Annotated in this window: 17 protein-coding genes; 11 read left to right on the plus strand and 6 right to left on the minus strand. The window is 45.6% G+C overall.

The genetic code is table 11. The annotated features are described in order from the left end of the window. Positions 1–73: 73 nt before the first annotated feature. Both rimO and F9L33_RS10025 read left to right on the plus strand, forming a co-directional pair. The gene (rimO, locus tag F9L33_RS10020; protein ID WP_152142651.1) at positions 74–1453 is read left to right on the plus strand and encodes a 30S ribosomal protein S12 methylthiotransferase RimO; all 1380 of its coding nucleotides are present in this window, start codon (positions 74–76) and stop codon (positions 1451–1453) included. Between the two features lie 164 nt (positions 1454–1617). After that, a complete protein-coding gene (locus F9L33_RS10025; protein WP_152142652.1) occupies positions 1618–2010 on the plus strand; it encodes a helix-turn-helix domain-containing protein in 393 nt (130 codons plus the stop codon). A gap of 116 nt (positions 2011–2126) precedes the next feature. Here F9L33_RS10025 and F9L33_RS10030 read toward each other — a convergent pair whose 3' ends face one another. After that, positions 2127–2711: a DUF4145 domain-containing protein gene (locus tag F9L33_RS10030; protein WP_152142653.1), complete on the minus strand. Its 585-nt coding sequence runs from the start codon at positions 2709–2711 to the stop codon at positions 2127–2129. Positions 2712–3028: 317 nt separating this feature from the next. Here F9L33_RS10030 and F9L33_RS10035 point away from each other — a divergent pair, with 317 nt between their 5' ends. From F9L33_RS10035 to F9L33_RS10055, 5 genes are all read left to right on the plus strand, one after another. Next, positions 3029–3271 carry a peptidase gene (locus F9L33_RS10035; protein WP_152142654.1) on the plus strand — a complete coding sequence of 81 codons (243 nt, stop codon included), beginning with the start codon at positions 3029–3031 and terminating at the stop codon, positions 3269–3271. Positions 3272–3324: 53 nt separating this feature from the next. Then, positions 3325–3708 (plus strand): thiol-disulfide oxidoreductase DCC family protein, encoded by a 384-nt coding sequence (locus F9L33_RS10040; RefSeq protein WP_152142655.1) that lies wholly within the window; start codon positions 3325–3327, stop codon positions 3706–3708. Positions 3709–3954: 246 nt separating this feature from the next. Further along, on the plus strand, positions 3955–4191 hold the full coding sequence (locus F9L33_RS10045; protein WP_152142656.1) for an EF-hand domain-containing protein: 237 nt from the start codon (positions 3955–3957) through the stop codon (positions 4189–4191). 106 nt (positions 4192–4297) lie between these two features. Further along, positions 4298–4534, plus strand: a complete 237-nt coding sequence (locus F9L33_RS10050) for an EF-hand domain-containing protein (RefSeq protein WP_152142657.1) — start codon at positions 4298–4300, stop codon at positions 4532–4534. A gap of 106 nt (positions 4535–4640) precedes the next feature. Next, positions 4641–5306: a hemolysin III family protein gene (locus tag F9L33_RS10055; protein WP_152142658.1), complete on the plus strand. Its 666-nt coding sequence runs from the start codon at positions 4641–4643 to the stop codon at positions 5304–5306. Positions 5307–5804: 498 nt separating this feature from the next. On the opposite strand, the gene F9L33_RS10060 is transcribed toward F9L33_RS10055, so the two are convergent. The 4 genes from F9L33_RS10060 to fghA all read right to left on the minus strand — a co-directional run bounded on the left by F9L33_RS10060 (position 5805) and on the right by fghA (position 7890). Then, positions 5805–6224, minus strand: a complete 420-nt coding sequence (locus F9L33_RS10060; protein WP_152142659.1) for a GNAT family N-acetyltransferase — start codon at positions 6222–6224, stop codon at positions 5805–5807. Between the two features lie 122 nt (positions 6225–6346). Beyond that, a complete protein-coding gene (locus tag F9L33_RS15780; RefSeq protein WP_193222015.1) occupies positions 6347–6523 on the minus strand; it encodes a hypothetical protein in 177 nt (58 codons plus the stop codon). Between the two features lie 183 nt (positions 6524–6706). Further along, a complete protein-coding gene (locus F9L33_RS10065; protein WP_152142660.1) occupies positions 6707–7054 on the minus strand; it encodes a YigZ family protein in 348 nt (115 codons plus the stop codon). A gap of 2 nt (positions 7055–7056) precedes the next feature. Further along, positions 7057–7890, minus strand: coding sequence for an S-formylglutathione hydrolase (gene fghA / locus F9L33_RS10070; RefSeq protein WP_152142661.1), 834 nt, complete (start codon positions 7888–7890; stop codon positions 7057–7059). Positions 7891–8131: 241 nt separating this feature from the next. On the opposite strand from fghA, the gene queC reads away from it, so the two are divergent. From queC to queF, 4 genes are read left to right on the plus strand one after another with little or no spacing between them, the layout of a single operon-like run. Continuing rightward, the gene (queC, locus tag F9L33_RS10075; protein ID WP_152142662.1) at positions 8132–8827 is read left to right on the plus strand and encodes a 7-cyano-7-deazaguanine synthase QueC; all 696 of its coding nucleotides are present in this window, start codon (positions 8132–8134) and stop codon (positions 8825–8827) included. Position 8828: 1 nt separating this feature from the next. Then, positions 8829–9188 (plus strand): 6-pyruvoyl tetrahydropterin synthase family protein, encoded by a 360-nt coding sequence (locus tag F9L33_RS10080; protein WP_152142663.1) that lies wholly within the window; start codon positions 8829–8831, stop codon positions 9186–9188. Next, positions 9185–9907, plus strand: a complete 723-nt coding sequence (gene queE, locus F9L33_RS10085; RefSeq protein WP_152142664.1) for a 7-carboxy-7-deazaguanine synthase QueE — start codon at positions 9185–9187, stop codon at positions 9905–9907. Before F9L33_RS10080 ends, queE begins: the two co-directional genes overlap by 4 nt. A gap of 14 nt (positions 9908–9921) precedes the next feature. Beyond that, a complete protein-coding gene (queF, locus tag F9L33_RS10090) occupies positions 9922–10389 on the plus strand; it encodes a preQ(1) synthase (RefSeq protein ID WP_152142665.1) in 468 nt (155 codons plus the stop codon). Here queF and F9L33_RS10095 read toward each other — a convergent pair. Continuing rightward, positions 10386–13358: an ABC transporter transmembrane domain-containing protein gene (locus F9L33_RS10095; protein WP_226804077.1), complete on the minus strand. Its 2973-nt coding sequence runs from the start codon at positions 13356–13358 to the stop codon at positions 10386–10388. The genes queF and F9L33_RS10095 overlap by 4 nt on opposite strands. Between the last annotated feature and the right edge of the window lie 79 nt (positions 13359–13437).

The following is a 13437-nucleotide window of genomic DNA, read 5'->3' on the forward strand; positions in this document are numbered from 1 at the left end:
CGTAGTATGCCCACGTCATCCAACCCAATCAATCCCCTTTCCCTACCGCCGCGTTGCCGCTATACGGCACCCCATGACACAGAACCCGCCAAACCTACGCCCCGATTTAGCCCCGAAAGCCAAAATCAATGAGCCCACACGTGACGGCCAACCGCAAATCGGTATGGTCTCTTTGGGCTGCCCAAAGGCATTGGTGGATAGCGAACGCATCCTGACCCGCCTACGCGCCGAAGGCTATGCCATCAGCCCTGACTATTCAGGCGCCGATGCGGTCATCGTTAATACATGCGGTTTCTTAGACAGCGCAAAAGCGGAAAGCTTGGATGCCATCGGCGAAGCTTTGAATGAAAACGGCAAGGTCATCGTCACGGGCTGTTTGGGCGCGGAGCCTGATTATATCCGCGAACATCATCCAAACATCCTCGCCGTCACAGGCCCACACCAATACGAACAGGTTTTGGACAGCGTACACAAAGCCGTGCCACCGTCCCCTGACCCGTTCATCGACCTGCTGCCAGCCACAGGGGTATCCCTAACACCGCGCCACTACAGCTATCTGAAGATTTCCGAAGGCTGTAACCACAAGTGCAAATTCTGCATCATCCCAGACATGCGCGGCCGTTTGGCCAGCCGCCCAGCGCATGCTGTTATTCGTGAGGCCACGAAACTGGTCGAGGCTGGCGTCAAAGAACTGCTGGTGATTTCTCAAGACACCTCTGCATATGGCCTCGATATCAAACACGCCACCGAGCGCGAACATCGCGCGCACATCACGGACCTGACGCGTGACTTGGGCGAACTGGGCGCGTGGGTGCGCTTGCATTACATCTACCCCTACCCGCATGTGCGTGATTTGCTGCCGATCATGGCGGACACATCCAACAACGTGCTGCCCTATATGGACATCCCGTTCCAACACTCGCACCCCGATGTTCTGAAACGTATGGCCCGCCCTGCGAAGTCGGCGAACACGCTGGATGAAATCAAAGCATGGCGCGATGTGTGCCCAGACATCACCCTGCGCTCGACCTTTATTGTGGGCTATCCAGGCGAGACTGAGGATCAGTTTCAGCACCTGCTGGATTGGATGGACGAGGCGCAGTTGGATCGTGTTGGATGTTTCCAGTATGAGAACGTGGATGGTGCGCGGTCGAATGATCTGGATGGGCATGTGGATGCGGATGTGAAACAAGACCGCTGGGAGCGGTTCATGGAAAAAGCCCAAGCGATCAGCGCTGCGAAATTAGAGGCCAAAGTTGGCAGCCGTATCGACGTGATTATTGATGAGATTGACACGGATGGTGTGGCCACCTGTCGGACAAAATCAGACGCCCCAGAGATTGATGGCAATCTGTTCATTGATGAAGGCACTGAAACCCTGTCTGTGGGGGAGATCGTGACGGTTGAGGTGGATGAAGCCAGCGAATATGATCTGTGGGGTCAGGTGGTTTAAAGGCTTATGTCCCAACTGGGACATCATACTAAAATATTGATATAATTACATAAATATAATTCATAAGCAGCATATCGCGCCCTAAAAGCCAAGCCGATTTGTATCTTGGCCTCTTATCGCATAGGCATTGCAGCAAATGTAAACCAAATCTCGGAGCCCTCCCCATGTCCGCAACTGATACAGATCCAATCGATTACTTCGCAACCACCGCCCCAACCTTCGGCGGCCGCTTACAAGCTGCCCGTAATGCCAAAGGATTAAGCGTTGCCAGATTGGGTGAAAAATTGGGCGTTGAGGCTGAACGTGTTGAAATTTGGGAAAGCGATAAGGACACGCCGCGCGCCAACCGCATTCAAATGCTGGCAGGCCTGTTAAACGTCTCCATAATCTGGTTGATCACAGGCGAAGGCAATGGGACGACCCATGTGGCAGAAACCCATGACCGCCCGACGATTATCAACGACACTTTGGGTGAGATTGCACAGCTTAAGACAACGCTGATGGATGCGCACGATAAGTTGGAAAGCTTGGAGCAGAGGTTGCAAGGAGCTAGTTAACCAACAAAAGTGGCAGAAACCAGTTTTTAATAAAAAATTTGACAAACTAATTTGCAGAATATCACAAACATTATGATAGGTGGCGTACCAGAATGTGACTTGCGAAGTAAAGTTTATCACAATTCATATATCTTTGTACCATCATCATCAAACTTACTTAAAAAACCATTTAACCGTTGCTGAATACTGGTCAAAGTTCCGTTGATTTTGATAGCTTGATCTAAAGTCATATCTAGCTTTGAGTTATGTGCAGCTGTATTACGTAAAACTCTCAATTCATTTAATAAATTATATAAACTGGAATTTATGATCTCATTATTATTCAAAAACTCAACTCTTGCTCTAGTAGAAGTAGGATTTTTTAAACCATCTATTACTATGAACTCATGTAAACGTTTTTCAAACCAGACTTCTAAAGTTCTTTCTATTTCTGCCCAGCCCCTTAAAATATTCAATTGTACGTCATCATATTCTTGTTTTTGAGTATTATCAGGATGAATAACCGTTAAGCCTAGTTCAATGGCATCTTCTACGAACTCAGTTACTTCTTCCTTAAAAGAAACTTCTGCATCTTTATATTTAATTTGCCTGATTGAAGACGATAAATTCAAGATTGGTGTCTTAAAAATTAAAAAACCACATATTACTACCAATGGCCAAGCAAGATGACCCACAGTTTTCTCAATAAAGTCTAGCCACATAATGCATTTGTCCAAATCTTATGCACTCGTTGATTAGCATTTAGCAGTTTATCAGTCTAGTGTTTACCTTAAATACCCAGCGCCCGAGACTTGGGAGGGCGCAATGCGCCCTCCTGTGCGGGCATGCTCTCGGTGATTGCTTACGCAATCTCCTGCCGCATCAACGAGATCGGGTGCTGCCTGTGCCATGCACAGGCTGGTGTGTGGAGAGCGATGCACCCCAACAAAACATTTCCCACATCTCACATTCCGTGATAGCGCTTAGACAGCAGCGGCATAACCGCTGTTCCCTTACATCGTTATTCAAAGGAGATCGCATGCGACGTTTTTCGCTTGCCGCCTATGAGCAGCATTTAAAATGGCTGGCCCTCGTGCTTGGCCTGTGTTCCACCATCGCAATTGTGCAGAACTGGCATCCTTGGCCCATGTTCTTTGGTCTGCCGTTTTGTATCATCTGGATTTACTGCGCTTGGCTGCACACTGAACGCCAGTTGAAATATATCAACATCATCTTTGCCCTGCTCTATGCTTACGGCATCGCGAAATACATATTAACATAGCTCTGCGACAGTCTGCACATGGACTTGGGCAGATGTCGGGTTAATTTTCAAATATGGATCAGATCAAAACGCTTTATAATGCCGATTGCCCCGTGTGTAATTTTGAGATTACGCATTACATCAACTATACCCAAAAACAGGGTCTGCCGTTTGTGTTTGAGGATTTAAACGGATCGGATGTATCCGAATGGGGTTTGACCGAGGATCAAGCCATGCGCCGTATGTATGTGTTGCACAATGGCGAATTGACCTCTGGCATCCCCGCATTTCTGATCCTGTGGCGCAATATGCCCCGTTATCGTTTGGTGGCACGACTCATCGCTTTGCCTGTGATCAAACAGGTGGCGATTCTCACCTATGATTACATCGCCGCCCCGCTGATCTATGCAAATGCCAAACGCATCGCCAAGCGGAAAGCACAAGGTCGCGTAGCTTAACCCCACCCATTAAGGCAAAGCTTTGCCAATCGCCCTGATCGTTGCTGGCAGATTTATGCCAGCGCGCAACCATCGGCCTTGGTCAGCCGATGAAGACTCTTAAAACCAGCCAAAAAGTGCACAAAAATCAATGATGTGCTTGGTCTGATTGTGAGCCCCGTCCGCATCCGCAATGCTGATCCACAGAAGCGATAAACGTTTCTGTTCGGTTCTCCCAATCCGGACTAATTTAATAGGAGACTACAGATGAAAAAGACAATTCTAGCTCTTGCAGCAGTAACATTCAGCACAGCAGCATATGCGGCTGATTTCGCAACAGTTGATGCAGACCAAGACGGCGCAGTTTCAGCTGAAGAATTGACAGCAGCGATGCCAGATGTGGACACAAACACATTCCTAGAAGCTGACACAGATCAAAACGGTACGCTTAGCGAAGCTGAGATGACAGCCGCTATCGAAAGCAACCTATTGCCAGCAGGTTAATAGGCCAGTCGCCCCTGCCACTTCATTTCCCCCGCGGGCAGGGGCACACTGACTACTTTTTATCTTGGGCACATATGCCCGCCTTAACCCAATTAGGAGAAGACACATGAAAAAGATTATTTTAGCTCTTACAGCAGCAACATTCAGCACAGCAGCATTTGCAGCTGACTTCGCAACAGTAGACGTAGACCAAGACGGTGCGATTTCACCAGAAGAGTTTTCAGCAGCAATGCCTGACGTAGACTCAAACGCATTTCTTGCAGCAGACACAGACCAAAGCGGTACGTTGAGCGAAGAAGAAATGACAACGGCTGTTGAAAACGGCTTGTTGCCAGCTGGTTAACAACACAGATACCCCTGCCACACTCTCCCAGCTGGCAGGGGTATTTTATTTTTATTTACGTTAAGTATGTCTTTAGCTTTTTGATTTATCTTCGTAGTCTGAAGACATGCATAAAGACCCAAGTGACATTTACCCCGATTATTCTACAGCAGAACGTATAGCAGACGGAACAATGCACCTGATTGGTGTTGTTGGGTCTATCATTGCAACCTGCCTCTTGATCTCTCTTGTTTCGAGTGATGGAACACGGACTGATCTGACCGCCGTTTGGCTTTATTGTGGCACTGTTATTTTTGCTTTTATCGCATCTGCCTGTTACCATATGACCCCGATAGAGGCTTACCGCCCACTCTTTCGCCGTTTTGATCACGCAGGCATATTCTTGAAAATCGCGGGCACATACACCCCGATTGTTATGCTGATTGGCAGCCATTTCAGTTATACTGTTCTCGCATTGGTCTGGGTCGTCGCCCTGTACGGTGTCACGCGTCGCATATTTTTTTGGACGGCTCCCAATAACAATTCAACGCTCCTTTATATGGGATTGGGTTGGGCCAGCTTGGCGCTGACATGGCCAATGGTTCAAACCATTCCAACAAATAGTTTTTGGTTGATCATATTAGGTGGACTTACGTATTCCTTTGGTGTGATTTTTTACAAATGGGAAAACCTTAAGTTCTCTAACGCGATTTGGCATGTCTTTGTCGTTGTCGCGACCTTAATGTTCTATATCGCCATCTATATCGGCGAAATGGCCAAACAAGCAGTGTGATTAATTTAAAAACCCCGACACTAGGAAACTGGAGGGATCTAGTGCCGAGGTTTCGGTAAAATCGTTATGATTACCGTTAAAAGGTGATACCGTTCAGCTAGCCTTCCGAACGGAGATAAACATATCACCATAGTCGTGATGTTGTTTCAGCAGGTCCTGATCAATAGTCCCTGACAATCCAACCACGGTTTCCCGATATATACGGGTGTGTTGTTCAAAACTCTCTACAAAATTAAACATAGAGTTTTTTGAAACTGAAATTACAAGAGGTATATATCTCAAGAAATAATCAACAGGGGTGTAATTGCATAGAAAACACAAAAGCTGCACCTCTTTTGCCACTTGGCAAGATAGATACAGCACAACCATCGATATTATAATGAAATATAAAACCACTCAATCAATCCTCTTTACTGTCCTAAAAATAGAATACTCTTTATTATTTTAAATCAATTTCAGCTTAACACCAAGACCACCTAAGGTTGTTTTAGGGCAAAATTAAGGCAAAATAGTTAATGCGCGATACATTTTTATATAGTGTACATCGCCTTTCAAAAAAGTAGCGCCAGTTTGCTCAAACCCACATTTTTCATAAAAAGGCAAAGCAGTTATACGAGCATCAAGCCACAATGTTTTTGAAGTATTATGCGTCAACATATTAAAGATGTAGCGCAGTATATCTGACCCAACACCGCCCCCTTGTTTTTCGGGGACAACTGCAAATTTCCTAAGCCTGTAATGACCTTGTCCTTCAAAAACGGATGCGACTGCGATTAAGGTTCCTTGATCAAATGCACCAATATGTATTCCATCTGCATCATTCTTTAAGATACAGTCTTCAATAGATAAATCAGGCCACAGAACTTTTTGCCTTATAAATAATGTTTCTGTCGCATCAATTACACGTATCTTCACCACAGATTATATCCCATTTAACATTCAATATTATGCACTTAATAATTCGTTAATATCACGGCTCTCATCTAAGAAAATAAAGTTGTGACGCTCAAAACCTTTCCCACTTGGGCCAGTTGCGGTCTCTATTTCACTCCATGGAATGTGGCGCGTACCTGCGAAGCATCATAAACCTCATAACCTACATTTTTCATGATCTGAAATGTTTCCGCACCATTAGGACTAATTGACACGCCTTCTGGTTGCAGGTCCGTTAGGTTGATTTCAATCAGCCAAACAGGCTTCTGCTTTGTATATTTCAAAGTGCACTTAACATAAACCCAAAAGGAGTTTTAACAGCAGGACGTTGTATCCGTCTACGCGCCACACGTGCACGTAGATATCCACGTAACTTGTCTTTGATCCCCATCACAACCATCCCCTCAAATATCCATGGGTGTCTATAAGACCTTTTTCACGAGAATGTTACTAAAAAATAAAGTCGACTAATCTATTAAATATTCTCTTACACATGCCTGAACATGACGAAAACGATCACCACCCAGATGCGTACCCCCATACCAGCGGGTTACAACAACGATATGATCTGACAGTTTTTCACGTTCCAACATCCGTAGAATGATGGCTCCTGCCCCGCTTTCGCCATCATCATTTTTCACCTGCTCACCATCCGAAAAAATAACAGCCCATGTATTATGTGTGGCCTTGGCAAACTTCTTTTTGCGTTTTAGCTCTTTAATAAAAGCCGCAGCTTCATCCCGCGATTTAACCACCCCACCGCTGACCGCATATTTTGATCCTTTATCTGTGAGAACATGTTCAATCTGACGCATGACTAAACCGCGTATAGCGTATCCGCATGAAACGTGATGTGATCTTCCATAAATGTCGCCACGAAATAATAACTGTGATCATAGCCTTCTTGCATCCGCATCGTGGCTGGTTGGCGCTTAGTTGCAATTGCGGCAGCCAATGCTTCTGGTTTCAACAGGTCCAGAAAATTATCCGCACTGCCTTGGTCGATCAAAACATGGTTCGGATGACCTTTTTCTGCCATCAACAAACTCGCATCATATGCGCCCCAGCTGCTTTCATCATCGCCCAGATAAGCCGACAGTTGTTTACGTCCCCAATCGGATCCAGTTGGGTTTGCAATCGGTGCAAAAGCTGACACTGATTTGTAAACCTCGGGATAGGTCATGCCAATCGTCAGCGCACCATGTCCACCCATTGAATGGCCAGTGATCCCTTGTGCATCTACATCCAATGGGAATTTTGAAAATACCAATTCAGGTAATTCTTTCGTAATGTAATCCCACATCTGAAAATGTGGCGCCCATGGATCTTGGGTGGCATTCACATAAAACCCTGCACCCTGCCCAAGATCGTAAGCCTCATCATTCGCTACACCTTCACCACGTGGTGATGTATCTGGGAAAATCACAGCAACACCATGTTCTGCCGCCCAAGCTTGTGCGCCTGCTTTCGTCATCGCATTTTCATGCGTACAGGTCAGGCCAGACAAATACCAAATCACGGGTACCTTTTCGTATTTCGCATGAGGCGGCAGATAAACTGCAAAAGTCATATCACATGCACATGATTTTGAACTGTGCTTATAGACACCTTGAACACCGCCAAAGCATGCATTTTCTGAAACTGTTTCCATCGATCTGATCCTAATAAGCCATTTAAAAAGTTAACCAAGTGGTAACGGTATTTCATACGCACCGCCATCCATTTTGGACGGTTTAGGGCGAATTTCGCGTCATATATTTTGTCATACGTGTGGTGCACGTAAGTCATACGTGGATCATACATCTGTTTTGGGGGATTGAAACGCTCGCAAAAACCCAGTATCTGCCCCCTACCAGTCGCAGCCTACCTGGTTAAAAACAAGGACTACGAAAATGAAAACCATCGTCATCTGCTCCGGCGGATTAGACAGTGTTTCGCTTGCTTATAAAGTGGCATCCGAGAACACATTGCACAGTCTTTTATCCTTTGATTACGGTCAAAGGCATAAAAAAGAATTGGACTATGCCGCGCGTGCTGCCAAAGCGCTTAATGTCCCACATCAGATCATTGATATCTCTGCCATTGGCGCAAGTTTAACAGGCTCTGCATTGACCGATGATATTGATGTGCCAGATGGTCATTATGCCGAAGAAAGCATGAAGGTCACAGTCGTCCCAAACCGCAATGCAATCATGCTGTCCGTGGCGTTTGGTGTCGCTGCGGCACAGGATGCAGACGCCGTTGCAACAGCCGTTCATGGTGGTGACCACTTTATCTATCCCGACTGCCGTCCGGGCTTTATCGATGCGTTTCAAACCATGCAAAATGAAGCCTTAGATGGTTATGCATCAGTGAAACTGTACACACCTTTTGTACACGGTTCCAAAGCGGATATCGTTACTGCTGGCGCTGACGTAAACACACCATTTGCCGATACATGGTCCTGCTATAAAGGCGGTAAAAATCACTGTGGGCGCTGTGGCACATGTGTGGAACGCCGCGAAGCATTTGACCTTGCAGGTGTGCCTGACCCCACCTTTTACGACGATCCAGAATTTTGGCGCACAGCCACAAAAGAGGACGCATAATATGCCCTACCGCATCACCAAAGAATTTACCTTTTCTGCCTCTCATTGCCTAACAACACTGCCAGAAGGGCATCAATGCACGCGCATCCATGGGCATAATTTTATCGTCAAAGTGGAACTGTCCGCCGATACATTGAATGAGCATGGCTTTGTGCGTGAATTCAGTGATTTGTCTATACTACGAGACTATATCGACAGTACATTAGATCACCGCCATCTGAACGATGTATTGGGCGACAATATGGTCACTTCAGAACAATTGGCGAAGCATTTTTATGATTGGTGTTTGCCACACTTCCCAGAAATTACAGCGGTGGGCATTTCCGAGACACCTAAGATATGGGCAGAGTATCGTCCATGAGCGATATTCGTGTCAGCGAAATCTTTGGCCCAACCATACAGGGCGAAGGCGCACTGATCGGTGTGCCAACAGTTTTCGTGCGCACAGGTGGCTGTGATTACCGCTGTGTGTGGTGTGATAGCTTGCATGCAGTGGATCAAGAGTTTCGTCACACATGGCACCCTCTATCCGCATCTGGTGTCTTTGCCGAGGTGGAAAAACTGTCTGGCGGCAAACCCCTGACGATCACATTGTCTGGTGGAAACCCTGCCATTCAGCCATTTGGCGATTTGATCGCTATGGGACATGCCAAGGGATATAAATTCGCATTGGAAACCCAAGGTTCCATTGCAAAGGATTGGTTTGCGGATTTGGATACTTTGGTTCTAAGCCCCAAGCCACCATCAAGCAAAATGGATACGGATTGGGCGTTATTTGACGATTGTTTAAAAGTCGCGCAGGGCAAGCCCAATACCATCTTGAAAATCGTTATTTTTGATGATGCGGATTACGCTTATGCAAAAGATGCCGCAAAACGTTATCCTGAACTGCCAATTTATCTGCAACCAGGGAATGACACACCACCTGTGGGTGATGAACAAAATGCAGAAATCGATCAGGCTGATGTGACAGATAAAATGCTTTGGCTGGTCAACAAAGTAACAAAAGATCAATGGTTTACCGCAACCGTTCTGCCACAATTGCACGTGATGCTTTGGGGCAATAAACGCGGTGTTTAGAAAGGATCAATCCTATGAGTGAAGAAACAATCTACAGCAATCTGAAACAACTTGGCGGCGATACAGTCCTGCCAACAAATCCAGAAGAAGCTGAATTGGAGCGTGTGGAAAACCCACAAGCAGGTGTGCGTTATGCAGTGCGGTTCACAGCGCCAGAATTCACATCGCTTTGTCCTATGACAGGCCAACCAGATTTCGCGCATCTTGTGATCGATTACATCCCGAATAAGTTCTTGGTCGAAAGCAAATCCTTGAAACTTTATCTTGGATCATTCCGCAATCACGGTGCATTCCACGAAGATTGCACCGTTTCAATCGGGCGACGTTTAGAAGAATTCCTAGACCCTATTTGGCTCCGTATTGGTGGGTATTGGTATCCACGAGGCGGCATTCCCATTGATGTATTCTATCAAACTGGTGAAGCGCCAAAAGACGTGTGGATTCCAGATCAAGGTGTACCAACATATCGTGGGCGTGGTTAACTCTGGTCTTCTGGGTTATTCCTGCGTTCCGTGACATCCATCAAATAGCCAGACACAGTTTTAAGCAAGCTCATTGCTGTTGATGCATCATGTTCAACAACAGATAAGAAATCATCACGACCAACGCGTAGCGCAACCACGTCTGTGTGTGCGCGCATGTCCAGCCACCTGTTTTCACCACGGATCAATGTTATGTCACCAACCAGACGCCCAGGCACAACTGTTGATATCAAATCAGTTTCGCGGCCTGAATTCGGATAATACAATCCAGCTTCGCCTTCAATCAACAGATAGGCGCCATCAGAACCATCATCACCACGCTGGAAAATCGTGTCACCCGCTGATGCTTTGTACCAACGTGCACCAAATGCCAATAGACGTAATTGCTTACGGTCCAATCCTTTAAACATATCGGGCTTAGACAATGCTCTCATTTTATTGGTCAGATCAGTATTTGCTGCATCATCAATGTTTGATGTCTGCGTAATTTCATTGGTTGTAATACGCCCATCTTCCAATTCGATCAAAATATCGAACTCCGTTTCATCAGCAAATTTCTCATCAATGAAAATGATCGTCGCATCTGGTAAAAACTCTCGCATTTTGCGGGGTAATCCAGCACGTGTTTCAGGTTCTGAACTCATCAATGCACGTTCTAAAATTATAATATCAGGACGTTTAATCATCGCACGATTGAACGCGATACGCTGTTCAAAAAAGCTCGATAGCCCTGCACCATCTAACCCCGTTTCAAAATCATAAATCAGCTCAGCGACAAGACGTTTCAACCCAGCGTCCAAAAGCGTGTCTGCAACCAGTTTTTTTAATACATCCGTTTTGCTACCCGCTTCTTTTGATAGCTTCCCGTACAATGCATTCTCTAAGACAGTTAGGCTTGATACGAATTTATTGGGTGCTATTGGTGCAAATAAATCATTAAAACGCGGTTGAATTTGTGATGCTTTATTTCGACGCAACATCAAAATATGCTCTTTCATTTCATCCGTAAAAATAGCGCCAATCTGTTCCGCTGAGATACTAAATGGCACAGTCAGAAGCAGTGCAAGTTCTTCCTCACTTAACGGATCACCACCATTCACACGGCTTTTGCGTGTTAGCTCGATCGCGCGGTCATAAAATTCTGGATCAAGGTTAATCTTCTGAAATAACGGGTGGTCTGTACCATCTTGGCCAAAAGTTCGGGTCAACATCTGGATGACATCTTGCGATAACTTTAACAGGCTTTCTGCAAGATCAAGCTCACGAAGCAAATCCAAAAAACCAGCTCGATCTGCGAGCTTTTGTTGTGATATTTTCAGACGTGGCGTTGCAAACAAAAGGTTTCCAGCCAATGGAAGTTCTGGGTTGTATTTCTCTTCGTCAAATCGGAAATAAAGCTTTTCCAAACCTGCTTTCTCTATCTTTTCAGCAATCAACGGACGTAGCTCAATTAACTTTGCGGCTAATTCTGGGTGATACTTTTCTTGAAAAGGTTGATCGACACCACGACGGAATAAAGCATTACCAGAGCCTAAGCCATCGACCAGCTTTAGCCACCAATCACCGATATCTGCATCCGTTTTATATCCCGCTATTTTAGGATCTAGCCAATCGGCATTAAGATCATCCGCACTATTGCCGGACTTTAGTGCTTCTATACGGGGCTTCTTAAATTTTTCGTCTACATAATTCGGATTCACATTAGGTTTACGGTGCAACGGCATTGTTACATTTTGCCCTACTGTGCCTGAGAACACATGCGGTCGAGAGTTTATATGTCCAATACGCGCAGCAATAACCGCTTGATGTAAACTCGCCATATTATCATTTGCAATTGTTACATTGCCCCGTGATGGCACAATCTCGCGGGTCAATAAATCTGCGATAGCGCGCCTGTCAGCTTCGCTATCGCTGGTGATCCCAATTGTACTTCCTTTTGGTAAAGCTGCGTTCAGATCATCAAGCACAATATCGCCATCCACATCGCGAACCGTTACATCCTTCAAGATAATGTCACCTGAAAGCCGTTTAAGAATTTCTGGCTCATCTTCAAATAAGCTTTCTGCGACCATACCTTTCGGTGCAAAACGCTGCGTTATAATAGTCCAACGCAAACTCATGTCTTGGACTTGGTTATAATAGGCTAACAGTTCCTTCCAAGGCCCCGACAAATCCTTATAAGCCGCTAAACCAGCAACAAGTGCGCCAAGTGTTAAATTACCTTTAATGACCAAGAAGCCACCAACAGAGAAAAAGAAAAAGGGTGTCAGCTGAGTAATGAAGTTGTTGATGAACTTCATAAAGAACTTCTTTTGGTAAATCTGAAAACGGATATCAAACAAGATGCCAAGCCGTTTAGAAATCTTCGCCATACGATAACGCCATCCGCCATTCGTACGCAGCGAACTTGCACCCGCTGCATTTTCACCAATTTCGGCTGCAAGCTTTCGCACTTCTTGGATGCGTTCTTTGTTCAGCAGGTTAACCTGTCTTTGTAACTTTGGGATCAACCAGGCTTGCAAAGGAATAAGTGCGACTGCAGCAAGGCCCAACCAAAAACTTTGCATGAACAGGAATGCCAAAATTGTAATCATCTGGCCTGCTTGCAAAACAGGTTGTGCCAAAGCGTCCCCCATCAAGCCACCCAATGGTTCCGCTTCGGCAGTAGCCATAGACACAAGTTCGGCTTGTGATGTCCGTCTGAAATAAGGTTGCGGGAACCGTAAAATACGCGAAATCAAGGAATATCTAAAACGTCGTAACATACGTTCCGACAAGATGCCCTTCATCGTATTAATTCGCATTTTCAACAACCCATGCCCAAGAATTGCGACTAGGAATAAAATGCAGAGCACCCCTAGGAACGGGATTTGTTCAAGTTCAAAACCATAGAAATCAACGACATCCGTTTCCGCTCCGATGGCATCGTTGATAATGCGTTTGGGTAATTCCAATGTTAGATATAACAATGGGAATAAGCAGGCGGTTACAGCAAGTAAGACAAACTGTTCTTTCTTTGAATATTTCCAAATAAAGGCAAATAATGAT

The sequence above is a fragment of the Amylibacter sp. SFDW26 genome (assembly GCF_009184395.1).
In the GTDB taxonomy this organism is placed as follows: domain Bacteria; phylum Pseudomonadota; class Alphaproteobacteria; order Rhodobacterales; family Rhodobacteraceae; genus Amylibacter.

What these genes read in the sequence shown, in the direction of transcription:
- rimO (WP_152142651.1), top strand. Translation starts at nt 74, where the DNA reads ATGACACAGAACCCGCCAAACCTACGCCCCGATTTAGCCCCGAAAGCC.
- F9L33_RS10025 (WP_152142652.1), top strand. Translation starts at nt 1,618, where the DNA reads ATGTCCGCAACTGATACAGATCCAATCGATTACTTCGCAACCACCGCC.
- F9L33_RS10030 (WP_152142653.1), bottom strand. Translation starts at nt 2,711, where the DNA reads ATGTGGCTAGACTTTATTGAGAAAACTGTGGGTCATCTTGCTTGGCCA.
- F9L33_RS10035 (WP_152142654.1), top strand. Translation starts at nt 3,029, where the DNA reads ATGCGACGTTTTTCGCTTGCCGCCTATGAGCAGCATTTAAAATGGCTG.
- F9L33_RS10040 (WP_152142655.1), top strand. Translation starts at nt 3,325, where the DNA reads ATGGATCAGATCAAAACGCTTTATAATGCCGATTGCCCCGTGTGTAAT.
- F9L33_RS10045 (WP_152142656.1), top strand. Translation starts at nt 3,955, where the DNA reads ATGAAAAAGACAATTCTAGCTCTTGCAGCAGTAACATTCAGCACAGCA.
- F9L33_RS10050 (WP_152142657.1), top strand. Translation starts at nt 4,298, where the DNA reads ATGAAAAAGATTATTTTAGCTCTTACAGCAGCAACATTCAGCACAGCA.
- F9L33_RS10055 (WP_152142658.1), top strand. Translation starts at nt 4,641, where the DNA reads ATGCATAAAGACCCAAGTGACATTTACCCCGATTATTCTACAGCAGAA.
- F9L33_RS10065 (WP_152142660.1), bottom strand. Translation starts at nt 7,054, where the DNA reads ATGCGTCAGATTGAACATGTTCTCACAGATAAAGGATCAAAATATGCG.
- fghA (WP_152142661.1), bottom strand. Translation starts at nt 7,890, where the DNA reads ATGGAAACAGTTTCAGAAAATGCATGCTTTGGCGGTGTTCAAGGTGTC.
- queC (WP_152142662.1), top strand. Translation starts at nt 8,132, where the DNA reads ATGAAAACCATCGTCATCTGCTCCGGCGGATTAGACAGTGTTTCGCTT.
- F9L33_RS10080 (WP_152142663.1), top strand. Translation starts at nt 8,829, where the DNA reads ATGCCCTACCGCATCACCAAAGAATTTACCTTTTCTGCCTCTCATTGC.
- queE (WP_152142664.1), top strand. Translation starts at nt 9,185, where the DNA reads ATGAGCGATATTCGTGTCAGCGAAATCTTTGGCCCAACCATACAGGGC.
- queF (WP_152142665.1), top strand. Translation starts at nt 9,922, where the DNA reads ATGAGTGAAGAAACAATCTACAGCAATCTGAAACAACTTGGCGGCGAT.